The organism is Paenibacillus sp. FSL H8-0283 (assembly GCF_045040675.1).
Classification (GTDB): Bacteria; Bacillota; Bacilli; order Paenibacillales; family Paenibacillaceae; genus Paenibacillus; species Paenibacillus amylolyticus.
Genome location: NZ_CP150295.1, coordinates 4,239,685 through 4,251,563 on the forward strand (window position 1 = coordinate 4,239,685; position 11,879 = coordinate 4,251,563).

The 11,879-nt window shown below is 47.9% G+C and carries 6 protein-coding genes; all 6 read right to left on the reverse strand.

Features of this window, described 5'->3' with window-relative positions; genetic code table 11:
* Positions 1–35: 35 nt before the first annotated feature.
* The 6 genes from MHI52_RS18850 to MHI52_RS18875 all read right to left on the reverse strand — a co-directional run bounded on the left by MHI52_RS18850 (position 36) and on the right by MHI52_RS18875 (position 11,868).
* Positions 36–1,886 (reverse strand): ABC transporter ATP-binding protein, encoded by a 1,851-nt coding sequence (locus MHI52_RS18850; protein ID WP_036613270.1) that lies wholly within the window; start codon positions 1,884–1,886, stop codon positions 36–38.
* Entirely contained in the window at positions 1,883–3,655 is a 1,773-nt protein-coding gene (locus tag MHI52_RS18855; RefSeq protein ID WP_036613268.1) for an ABC transporter ATP-binding protein, read from the reverse strand. The genes MHI52_RS18850 and MHI52_RS18855 overlap by 4 nt, the downstream gene beginning before the upstream one ends.
* A 324-nt stretch (positions 3,656–3,979) precedes the next feature.
* A complete protein-coding gene (locus MHI52_RS18860; RefSeq protein ID WP_405157456.1) occupies positions 3,980–7,666 on the reverse strand; it encodes a dynamin family protein in 3,687 nt (1,228 codons plus the stop codon).
* A 308-nt stretch (positions 7,667–7,974) separates the two neighbouring features.
* Positions 7,975–8,247: a hypothetical protein gene (locus MHI52_RS18865; protein ID WP_017687779.1), complete on the reverse strand. Its 273-nt coding sequence runs from the start codon at positions 8,245–8,247 to the stop codon at positions 7,975–7,977.
* Positions 8,248–8,270: 23 nt separating this feature from the next.
* On the reverse strand, positions 8,271–8,966 hold the full coding sequence (gene nth, locus MHI52_RS18870; protein ID WP_036607558.1) for an endonuclease III: 696 nt from the start codon (positions 8,964–8,966) through the stop codon (positions 8,271–8,273).
* Between the two features lie 163 nt (positions 8,967–9,129).
* Positions 9,130–11,868 carry an S-layer homology domain-containing protein gene (locus MHI52_RS18875; protein WP_340984806.1) on the reverse strand — a complete coding sequence of 913 codons (2,739 nt, stop codon included), beginning with the start codon at positions 11,866–11,868 and terminating at the stop codon, positions 9,130–9,132.
* Positions 11,869–11,879: the final 11 nt, after the last annotated feature.

Here is an 11,879-nt window from a genome sequence, read left to right on the forward strand (position 1 = left end):
GTGTTCAGACGCTTCACAGGCGTCCGAAGGTTTCATCACAAAAATCTGTATTGAGCTTCAATTAATCCATTATACACGCCTTGTTTTTGGATAAGCTGCTCATGGTTACCCTCTTCTTTAATTTCACCATGATCCAGGACGATAATGTTATCTGCATTCCGGATGGTTGAGAGACGGTGAGCGACCATAAAGGACGTTCTTCCCTGCAACAGCACCTTCAACGCTTCCTGGATTTTAAGCTCTGTCTCCGTGTCAATACTGGCTGTAGCTTCATCCAGGATCAGTATGCGTGGATCAGCAAGCAGCGCACGGGCAAAGGATAACAGTTGTCGCTGTCCCATGGATAATACGTTCCCGCGTTCCTCTACTTCAGTATCATATCCGCCAGGCAGCTTCATGATGAACTCATGTGCATTGACTGCTTTGGCTGCGTCCTCCACCTCTTCATTCGTTGCGTCCAGTCGTCCAAATCGAATATTGTCACGAATCGTACCCGAGAAGATGAAGGTATCCTGTAATACAATGCTGATCTGGCTGCGTAAACTCTCTACCGTTACATCCCGCACATCCTGTCCGTCAATGGTGAGACGTCCGCCGGATATATCATAGAAACGACTGATCAGATTAATGATCGTACTTTTACCTGAGCCCGTATGACCAACAAGTGCAATCGATTGTCCCGCAGCCGCTGAGAAGCTGATCCCTTTCAGCGCCTGTCTGCCCTTCTCGTATTCGAACACCACATTTTCGAATGCGATATCCCCTTTAATAGAAGGAAGTGGCTTGGCACCTGGTTTATCCGCAATACTTGGTTTTTCATCCATGAATTCGAAGATACGCTCCGATGATGCCATTGCAACCAGCAACTGATTGTACATCTGTCCCAGACGGTTGATTGGGTCCCAGAAGTTGCCGACATAGTTGGCAAAAGCGACAAGTAATCCCACGGTCAACTGACCTTCCTGAATCAGGTAAGCACCAAACCAGAAAAGGATTAACGTACCGAATCCGCCGGTAATCTCAATCAGCGGTCCAAAGCCCTGGTTCATCGCTGATGCTCTATCCCATGACTTTTTGCTGGACAGGTTCATGTTGTCAAAATATTTCATGTTCTCTTTTTCCTGTGTGTAAGCCTGAGTCACTCGAATCCCCTGAATGGATTCATTCAAGTGGGAGTTGATCCGAGAGTTCTTCATGCGCACATCCTGCCAAGCCCGACGGATCAGCACCCGCAGTTTGGTCGAGATGATAAACATGATTGGCACCGTAATGATCACGGCAAGACCCAGTTTCCAGTTAATCAACAGCAAGATCACAATGATCCCGAGCAACTGTACGCAGTCGATCATGACGTTAACTGCACCGTTAGTGAATAGATCCTGGAGGGAGTTAATATCATTCGTAACACGTACCAGTACGGAACCTGCCGGTCTTTTGTCAAAGAAGTTAAAGGACAGCTTCTGGATATGCTTGAACAGATCCGAGCGAAGGTCATAAATAACACGCTGTCCGATAATGTTTGTCAATTTGATCCGGTACGTATTGGCAGCCCACTGGATGAGATACAACACAAATATGGAGCCTGCAATAAGATAAAGCATAGTCATGCTTGGCAACCCCGTTGCCGGTGCGATGGCACGGTCAATCGCCAGACTGATCAGAAAAGGTACGGACAATTTTGTAATGGTACCCAAGATCATCATTAGAATAACGAGTGGTAACAGTTGTTTCGCATAAGGTTTCATGTATGCAAATAAACGTCCAAATTCTTTCCAGTTAAACGGTTTTTCAATAATTTCATCATCCTGATACACAAATCGTTCATTCAGTTTCTTCTCAGAGGCCACTTTTGCCTCGCGCCTGTCTGCTATCGTTTCGGCACTCATGAATTCACCTGCTCCCCAGCCTCCCGCTTACCGCGGGCAATATAATCTGCATATTGAATTTTATAAACATCCTGATATGGTCCAGGCACTTCAATGAGTTCGGTATGTTTACCACGTTGTACCACGCGACCTTCATCGAGCACCAAAATCTCATCTGCATGTCGTAGTGAAGATATCCGGTGTGCAATAATAAATGTCGTTCTGCCGCGCATAACTTCCTGGAAACCGGACTGAATCTCGTGTTCTGTCTCCATGTCCACGGCGCTGGTTGCATCATCAAGTACCAGAATTTTTGGATTTTTCAGCAAAGCCCTTGCAATCGCAATCCGCTGTTTCTGTCCACCCGATAAACCCATACCGCGCTCACCAACCACCGTGTCATATCCGTCCGGGAACTCCATAATGAAGTCATGAGCCTTGGCCAGCTTGGCTGCACGGATGATCTCATCCATGGTGACGTTCTTAAGCCCGTAGGAAATATTATTACGAATGCTGGATGAAAACAGGAATGTTTCCTGGAAAACAGAAGCGATCTGACTCCGCAAACTGCGGATGCCTATGTCTTTAATGTTTTTGCCATCCAGCTTGATCGTTCCTGAGTTCACGTTATAGGCACGCATCAGAAGCTGAATGATGGTCGATTTACCTGACCCTGTTCCCCCGAGGAAACCGATTACAGAACCGGGTGCAGCGTCAAAATTAATATCGGTTACTGCTGGCATTTTGTTGCCGTAGGCAAAGGTAACGGATTCAAATGTCACATGGCCGTTCACCTGGTCTGCCTCCACAATGACCGGATCTTGCGTTTCTTCCACATCCACTGGCGTATTCAGCAGCTCGAGCACCCGTTCACCTGAAGCTTTGGATTGCGTATAGTTGTTGATATGGAACCCAAGGTTCCACATTGGACCGATTATGTACCAGATCAAACTGAAAAAGGCAACGAGTTCACCGAGTGTCAGCGTCTTCTGTATAACCATTCTTCCACCGATCACCAGCAACAGCACGATACTCACCGAAGCAAGAATCTCCATGATCGGAAAATAGCGACTCCACAATGTTGCGGCATGAATCTGATTTGTTTTGTAACGCTCATTACGTATGGAGAATTTCTCCACTTCATAAGGCTCACGTGCAAAGGATTTTACCGTACGTACGCCAGTAATATTCTCCTGTACCGCTGTTGTCAGTGAACTGAGCGCCAGCCGCATCTCCTGAAACGCAGGGTGAATTTTGGATTCGAATCTCAGCGCAACGAAGGCAAGTAATGGGATGCATATGAGCGTGAACAGCGTAAGCTGCCAACTCATGGTCATCATCATGATTGCGCCAAATACGACCATGAAAACCATGTTAAGAATCTGGGCGAAACCAAATCCGATAAAGTTACGGATGGCTTCCAAATCTCCCGTGAGGCGGGACATCAGATCACCTGTCTTGGCCGTATCATAATAACGGAAGGATAAAAATTGAAGCTTTTCGTAACATGCATTACGCAGTCTGTACGCCAGGAAGTTACCCAAGCGTCCTCCAAAAAAGCCATGTAAAAACTGCATTCCCGCTTTCAAAATAACTACACCTAACACAGTCAAGGCAATTATGGGAACGTCTTCAAAAGTTCGCGGAACAATGATGTCATCAATCAGTATCCTCAGCATGTACGGATACACTAACCCAAGTGCGGTCGCTAAGGCGAGGAACAAGATTGATACAAATAAATACGTTCGCTTTTCCCAAAAAAAGGTTTGCAGTTGCCTAAGAACATCCATGTTTCTCCTCCTCTTATGTCGTTCAAAAATACTATGAACATTTATGAAGTTTATCACCGTACCCCATTCGCGGCAAAGCGAATAACAGACCATATTCTGCCTGCTTTCAGCTTATTGACGCATTAACGAAGGTAAATACCCACCTTTCAATCAAATGTTTGAATATTCTCTTTATTTCAGGTTGTTCGTACCAAAAAAAGGCTCCCTATATGCCTTTTCGGCAGGGGCCTTTTTGGGTTGATTTTCGCAACATTTTCAATGTGTTGCTGTATCATTCATTTTGTTTTACAAAGACTTCCAGAGAATACGCGTTATGCCGTGATTTTAACTGCGTTCAATCTGTTCCAGTTGGTTAGACAAGCCGGTCCATTGCTCCGCCGGAATTCCGCTCTCCAGTGTATCTTGAATTCCACTTACCGCCTCGTCCAGACGTTCCTCCAACTGACGGGATTGGTGTTGCAATGATTGACAGAGCTGGTTGTCATAAAACTGAATCAACTTGTCTTGCGCAGCAGGAAGAACTTCAATGATCATCTGTTTGAGGACAGGATCAAGTGCCTCTTGTAACCGCTGACGTCCATCCCCTTCGAAGAACTGTTTCGGATTGCGGAAATAATTCAAATAGCTTTTCCATCCAGACGGTTCTTCCAGACGAACTTCTTCAAGCACAGGTGTACTCCAGCGTTCGTTCAGTGGCAGTGACACATCCACGCCCCCTGATAACTGCCTCACCTCATCTATACAATCCGTAACTTGCTTCATCAGCCAGGACTGACCTGCCTGTTCGAGTCTGAGCGTGGTAGCAAGCAGTTCCTGCTCCAGTTCAATCGCAATCATGCGTAACAGTTCACGTCCACAGGCTGCAAAAGCCATCTTCAGATTGCCCCGATCCTCCCGAAGTACAGATGGATGGAATGCTTCTGCCATGAATAGACCAAGGCGATAGGCAAGTCGCTGCCGCACATGGAAGAGCAATTCTGCTGTTTCCTGTGACATTTCTTCCTTCATGGATCTTGCTGCAAGTTGCTGTATGCGCTGGCGTGACTGTCCCTGGATCGTCTCCAGTTCATCCCGCCGTTGTTGCAATACTTCCTCCCCCTGAGCCGCATCTTCCGCACGCTTCTTCAGCCGCTGAATGACACGTGCCATCTCTTCGGAAGCTCCACCTACAGCAAGATCGGCTAATTCTCTGCCTGCAAATTGGTTGAACTCTTCCTCAAAACGGATAAAACCGGATTGCTCAAGCAGCTTCGAATCACCTGCCATCTTGCCTTCCATCGCCAGTATGCTGGATACCGGGAAGAGTCGTGGTGCCCGAATTCCATTACTGCGCAGTTGGGTACTCACATGATCGAGAACCTGCTCCAGTTCTTCCTCAGAGGAAGACAAGTCACTGGCATTCACAACAAAGAACATCTGATCCATGGCAGAACTATCTTTAACACGTCCCAACTGATTCAGGAACTGGCGATCTCCTTGTGAGAAAGCATGGTTGTAATACGTTACAAAAATGAGTGCATCCGCATTCTTCATATAATTGAAGGTTACACCCGTATGACGAGCATTCACGGAGTCCGCTCCTGGTGTGTCTACCAGTACAATGCCTTGTTCAGTCACATCGCAACTGTAATAGAGATCGATACTGTCTACAAAACAGGACTTTTTCTCGTTAGCGACAAAGTTACGATAACCGTCCAGATCCACCAGCACATCCTGACCTAACTGGTCCGCTGTTTCTTCCCAGCCGGCTGCCGCTGCCTGCAAAAAGCTGTAATGCGGGCGCCCCGCCGGATGCACATCCTGTGGTGAGAGGGAGCGTACTCGCTTCTGCCACTCCGCTCCAGGCTCACCCAGTCCGAGCAATCGGAAGGAATAGCCGAGATCTTCCTGGAAGGCTTCCCGGGTCTTCATCCGGACCCGAGCTGTTCCATGCTCCGCGCCCCCGGCAGGAGCCATGATTCGGTTAATCGCCGCTGTTGTTGGATGCGGCGAGACGGGTAGTACAGCTTCGCCCAGCAACGCGTTGGCGAAGGAGGATTTGCCGGCGCTGAATGCTCCGAACAGCGCCAATGTGAACGTGCCGCCCGCAAGCGAAGCCGCGCGTGCACGCAGATCCCGTACCGCCGACCCCATGGCGGGGTACGGCTCTACCAGCGCAGCAGCGGCTTCGAGTCGTGCCGCTGCTGCGTCCAGGCGTCGGCGTCGTTCAGCGCCAGCCGACGACGATGGCCCAGGCACCGCCGCCGCGACTGCGCGCTGCGCTGGCGGTGCCTCTGACGTCTGTGGCTGCGCAGCCACAGACGTTGACGTGCCCGCATGCGAACCGGGAGCTTCGCCCGGTTCTGGCACCGCGGGCACGTGCGGGCCCTTCACCTCCGGCAATAGCCCGGAGGGGAGAGGGCCCGCATGGGGCAGCAGGCTGCGCAGCCCTGCTGCCTCTGCGGCGGCGCTGCGCTGGAGCGCCGTGTAGCGCGCCGCCGCCGCGGATTGCGCCAGCAGCGCTGCGCGGCTGGCGTCCAGCGCCTGAAGCGCGGCTTCGCCTCGCGTTGCCAGCGCCTCCAGCATGCGGTCGGCCAGCATCATGGCCGACTTGCGATAGCGGGCCTCAATCTCGCCCCGCACATCTTTACTAAACTGAATCACATACTCTGGAGATACCTCTGCACTCGCACTGCGTTTCATCTCCAGCAGTGCCTCATCTACAGCAGGCAGTTCCGTATTAAGCGCCTGCTCCCACTCCGCTCCCCATAGCTGATGGGATTCACCCAGCTGTCTAAGCATCGTACGAATATGAACCTCAACTTGTCCGGAAGCCTGATCCTGTAACAGTCTTACCAGCTCAGAAGCACGGCGTTGTTTCTCCTGCTCGGTTTTGCCACCTGAGAACAATAAGCCTACCCTGAAACCTGGTTTGCGGCTCTCCAAATAGGCGGCAGCCGACGCACGAATATCCGCAGGAGTAAGATTTGCATTCGCCAGAAGAGGTTCCAGCTCTGCCCGGAATTTCTCACGCACTCGCGAAGGCCCGGTACGAATGTCTGCTGCTTGTTGATCAAGAAGCTCCAGCTCTCGTTCCAAGCGTTCAATTCCTTCCTTGCCACCAATCTCATCCAGCAGGGAATTCTCTTCGTCTTCACGTTTCTCGGCTTCTCTCGTCAAGTGTTGCTCCGTTACATGACTGGCCGAACTTGCCAAACTGTGCGTAATTAACGCTTCCTTCTCTTGCATCATGTGTCCAATGAGTTCCGGAAGCACATCCCACTGGTTGTAGCGATGCTGCTTGTCGCGGAGGGAAGTAAACAACAGTCCGTCATATCTGACTTCCCAGGCCGCAAATATAGCTTCGACACCTTCGGTATATTGGTCAAAAGAGAGCTCACGCTCCCGATGCTTGTCGATCTGGTTCACGATCAAAAACAACGGTTTGCCCCAATCCGACAGACTCTTGGCAAATGAAAGGTTTGTCTCGGACTGAACATGATTATAGTCCATGACATAGAACACCACATCCGCCAGATGGAGCGCTGAATGGGTTGCGAGACTATGTCCGCGATCTGTTGAATCCACACCTGGTGTATCCAGCAGGACAGCATCATCTTTCAGCAGAGGAATATCATCCCATACCTCAATTGAGCTATAAGCTCCACCATTTTTGCAATACGCCTCCAATTCCTCTGGAGAAACTTCAAGTGTTCCTGCTCCATTGTCAGCGCTTACGTTTGGAGTAGTATAAATAAGCGCTCTTGGCTTACCATTACGTATGGATACCACATTTGCACTTGTTGGAACGGGACTTGAAGGCAGCACCCGCTTACCGCATAAACTGTTGATGAGACTCGATTTGCCTGCAGAGAAATGACCACAGAACGCAATCGTCAGATGTTTCATTTCCGCCTTGCTGATTAAATCCGTTATAGCCTGTACAGCCGTATGGTCCCCTGTCTGCTCCATCGCTTCACGCAGCGGAAGCAGAGGTTTGGCCATTTCTTTTGGGTAATCTGTTCTGGACATGACTGGCCTTCCCCCTGGCTCCTCTAATTTGACATCCGTTTCGACGTCTATCTCTTTTACAACATTTATTTTAACATTATCAAGTTTGAATTTGAACGGTTGGAATTGAATATACATAAATGGACGTATAAGTTCTATAATCTAAAAAAAATAAAACCGAACAAGTCGGTTTTATCTGTAATACGTTTTATACTCGGTATTTAGCAAATGCTTACGCCAAGTGTCTGTTGCATGAATGCGATGTGATCACCTTAACCACAACGATCCTCATGACATTAATACAACAGAAACAATAGTGTAATCACTTCTTATGAAACTGCGTTCTCCATGGAAGGTAGCAAGATTTCAAATACTTGTCCATGTTGCAGAATTGTAATGTCTCTGCCTTTGTCTCTCATAACAACAACTTCAGGTTTAACGGACATACGCTCCAGATAATGTTCAGGCACGTCGCCAGAGTGGCTTACTGTGATACCTTCTACTTCTTTTTCTTCATTTTCAGCCATTTCCTGTTCAACGATTTGTTCAAAGATATCGGAGAAGGCCTCAAAATTGTCAGTGTACACGGAAATGCATTTCATGATTATTCATCCTTTTCTGCTCATTAATTTATTTTGCGTTTTCGGGTGGTGACACGTTCCTTATCTTTCCTGATTTGGGACGTTTTCATACGTTTTTTCCCTTCCCTGCATATGTCCAGCAATGGACAGATATGACACGCAGGGTTCTGTGCCTTGCAATGGTAGCGTCCAAAAAATATAAACCGGTGGTGAGTTAAAGTCCACTCGTCCCGGGGTACGCGCTTCATTAGTTTCTTTTCGACTTCAAGTACGGAGTCATCCCAACCTGCAAGCGCCAGCCGCTTGGATACACGTTCAACATGAGTATCTACCGCAATTGCCGGTACTCCAAACGCATTGGAAACAACTACATTCGCGGTTTTCCGCCCGACACCTGGTAGCGTCACAAGCTGATCATGTTCCTGCGGTACATCACCGCCATACTGCTCTATTAAAATTCGGCACATGTTCTGAATATGCTTGGCCTTGTTCCGGTACAAACCGATTCGCCGAATATCCTGTTCCAACTCTTCGAGAGGAACTGCCAGATAATCTGCTGGGCTTCTGTACTTCTGGAACAGATCTGCGGTTACCTTGTTCACCGTTTCATCGGTGCACTGGGCAGACAAAAGGACAGCTACCGTCAATTCAAATGCATTGCTGTGATTTAATTCGCAATGTGCATCAGGAAACATTGCTTCCATAGTTTCGAGTATATGTCTAACCGTCGCTGCATTCATGAAGAGCTACCTCCCACAAAATGACTCCACTCTGCGGAGCCTTACTTCGAAGCTTCATCCGAGTACTTTGCGGGGACCTCAAAAAGCTTGCAAAAAAAACGTCTTGATGCGGGAAAGATCCCGTATCAAGACGGTCATTCTTTTGATCCTCGAAAAGAAACGATTACTGTTTTTGAATCTCCAGAATAACATTGTTCAGGAGATACAATACAATATTATCATTATCTCTGAGAGATTGCACGCTTAAAGTATTGTCACCCTGGTGAACAAATACACTTGATCCGAGTGCAAAACGATAGTTTGTGTCTGCTGTCGTTTCCCGTTTAACCAAAATCTGGTTACCAACGCCATCATAAGACCAGAATTGTTTGCTCATGACAGTTAGTACTCTGAAGCGTGTGGAATTATCCGTATCTTTTGTCATTTCCACACGATCTCCGACCGTAAGACTAGTCAGTGAAGTTAATGTGGAGCCAGATTTTACGACTTTAACCGAACCGCTAACAGGCACGGTTTCAGTCTGGCCGTTAAACTGTTTGAGCGTTACAGATGAAGCATCCACCGCTGTAACCTCAGCCAGCGTACGCTTCACGACTTGAACCGCTTTTGGCGTAGCTCCTTCAAACGTTACATTAATCAGGTTGCCTGCTGTCAGTTGTGAAGGCGTGATCGTCTGACCACTCTCTCCTGTCAGTACGGCTTGATCCACGTAGAACTGACTTGTCAACAGATCGGATTTTACTCGAATACGACTATTTGCTTCCAAGGCAACCACTTCGAATTGAGCCACAGTGTTCAGTGAAACCTTCTGCACTACATCCTGATTTGCTCCAAGCGTTACGGTCACTTTGTCACCAATCTTCAAATCTCCCAGACTTGCGCCCGATTTGTTATAGATCTCAACCGTAGGTAAGGTAGTATAAGGCACTGTAATCGTCTGATTACCAGACAACACACTGATTTTTCTGCCCGTTGTGTCAATGTTGCTGATCGTACCTTCATACTTGTAAATCACTTTAACGGACAACGCACGTGTTCCCACATAGGTCAGATCCAATTTGCGACCATCATTTAAAATCGACTCCAGACCAGCGAGTGTAGGTTTGGTCGTATTGTAGTCCAGTTTGGTTTTTTCGTCCAATGTAAATACAAACGGTTTTTTGTTGTTGTCCAACACGGTAAGTACCTTTGTTTTGCTGTTGTAAGATACAACCGTTACCCCGTTCATAGGTTCCATTTGACGTCCAATCACCTGAATACGCGTTACCTGGTCTTCAGAGTTCAATGTCAACTCCACCTGATCCCCGTTCGTTGCATCCGTGATGAGATCATTCAGCGTTGCATCCTGAATGCCATTGATAATGACTTCTGGCTTTTCAATCAGCAGTTTCGCCTCAAGGGAACCCCCTTCACGTTTGAACGTTAACGTGGACTGGTTGCCACCGATCTCAACCAATGTTCCGCGCACAGATTGCTCCACACCTTGAGACAATGTGATAGTTTGCAAAACACTGTCCTTTACGGTGTATTTCACGGCACTGCCGGCTTTGAGATCAGCCACTGACATGATACGGTTTTGATATGTGATAAGCAGATTGTCATTGTATGCAAACTGCTCTGTTGCACCCGCTGCATTGACAAGTTTGATCGTTTTGCCAGAAGTGGATACTTCAGCAACTACGCCATTGTCACTCTTGTTAACAATGCCGGATTTCACACGAATAGCAACTGTTTTTTTGTCAGTCGAGAACGTCTCACGCTGTACTTCGATGATGCTATCTGCCGTAATATCGGACAGTTTGATTGCATTACCATTCTGATCGATGAATGCAGTTGCCTCATCATAACTGTACGTTTCGTAATTCTCGCCCACAAAGATACCAATTTTATTACCAGACAATGAACGTGCAAATGTACCTTCAACACTTTCCACCTGCGGTGTAGCATCAACAACTTCCACATAGGAAGCCCCACCTGCAGAACCTACAACCATAACTTTTGTATACAGCTTCACATCTGTGGCGGAAGCACGAGTTTCACTGTCTTTCGTAAAGTAAGGCGTACTGCTGTTCACTGCGAAGTTAACGGCTTTGCCGTCCACAACCAGCGTGATCTGCCCATCTTTCAATCCTGTCACATAACCCGTGGATGTGTTCGGGTACGTTGTATCCGTTAACGATTCACCACGACTGAAGAAGGTAGCCAGTTGAGCACGGGTTACGGAACCAGTTGGATTGAATTTGTTGCCTTCAACACCTTTGGCCAGATCCAGGCTAACAGCCAGATTGACATAACCTTTACCACTTTCGGAAATACTTGCATTATCAGCAAATCCGGTAGATTGATTGTTTTGTGCCTTCGCTTCAGCATCCTTGTCCAATGAACGGATTAACAATTTCGTAATCCATTCCCGTGAAGCCGGTTTTTGACCCCAGGAGGTCTTGGATACATCCACCGTTGATTCTTCCGTTTTGTCAATCAGTCCCAGTTGAAGTGCCAGCGCGACATATGGCTTGAAATAATTTCCCACTTCCATGTTTGTCGGTAATGCCGCAGCCGTGTCGGTATTCAACTGGCCCTCTTGATTCATAAAACGGATTGCCATCGTTACAGCTTCTTGCTGTGTTACCGCGTCTCCTGGACGGAACAGGCCGTTGTTACCGAGAAGAATACCTTGATATGCCAGTTTGTACACATGTTTCTCAGCCCAGTATCCGACCTTGATGTCACTGAACAAACCAGTTGGTGCAGCCGTATTTGTTATTGCAGCAGTCTGACCCTGCCCCGTTTCTGTTGATTCTGCTGCCATGGCAGCTCCGCCGGCGCTAAGGGCCATCATGCCTGCAAGCACGGCTGATACTACTTTTTTAGAGTGTGATGTATGGTTATATTTAAAAGTCACCTATGATTCCC